The following is an 864-nucleotide window of genomic DNA, read 5'->3' as shown; positions in this document are numbered from 1 at the left end:
CGCAAAGGGCATCTGAAGCGAAGGGAATAGCGGAGGAAGCGAAAAGTACAGCAGATAGTGCAACGGCAAAAGCGGAGCAAGCGCAACAAGAAGCATCAGAAGCCTCTAGAATAGCCAATGAAGCGAAGGTAACAGCAGAGCAGGCATTGCAAGCCGATAGACAAGCGGTTCGTGAAGGCGAAGAAGTAAGTAAAAGTTTAGCAGAATCCGTTCAGAAGAAAACAGAGGAAGCTGAGAGAATTGCACAGACAAGTAAGAGGATTTGTGAAGAAGCCAAGCAGCTAGCAACAGAAGCCAAAAATGCCTCCACCAATGCGCTTACAGAAGCAAGTGATGCGAAGGAGAAAGCGTCTACAGCGCTAACCTCAGTCAATGAAGTCAAGAATCTTTCTGAAGAAGTTAAAGGCTTAGCAGAAAAAGCGACGACGGCATCTACAGAGGCGCAAAAGATTTCAGAACAAGCGTTGAGAGAAGCAACTGCTTCGAAAGCCACGGCGCATACAGCGTCCAGTACAGCCAATAATGCCAAGGGAATTTCTGAGGAAGCTAAAACAGTTTCAGAAGAGGCAAAGAACCTTGCACAGACAAGCAAGAATGCTTGTGATGAAGTCAAGCAAACGATAGGTGATGTTAAAAGCGTTGCAGAAACGGCATTATCGACAGCCAATACAGCCAAGCAGCAAGGAGATGAGATAAGCCAACAAACCTCAGAAGCATTGACGAAGTCTGGAGAAGCGAAGACCTTATCAGAAGAAGCAAAAGCTAAGGCAGAAAGGGTGGAAACTATTGCGACGGAAGCGAAATCTACAGCGGCTACAGCATTAACAGAAGCAAGAGAAGCTAAGAGTACGGCATCTGAGGCGA

1 pseudogene is annotated in these 864 nt (G+C 46.6%); it reads left to right on the top strand.

The window, feature by feature from the left end:
- A pseudogene (locus tag ACFIN0_RS09880) lies at nt 1-864 on the top strand (hypothetical protein); the annotation flags it as partial.

This window comes from Bartonella sp. AA89HNZF (genome assembly GCF_042196905.1).
Lineage (GTDB): Bacteria > Pseudomonadota > Alphaproteobacteria > Rhizobiales > Rhizobiaceae > Bartonella.
Note: the sequence above shows the minus strand (reverse complement) of the source record. Positions and strands in the feature narration are given on the sequence as shown.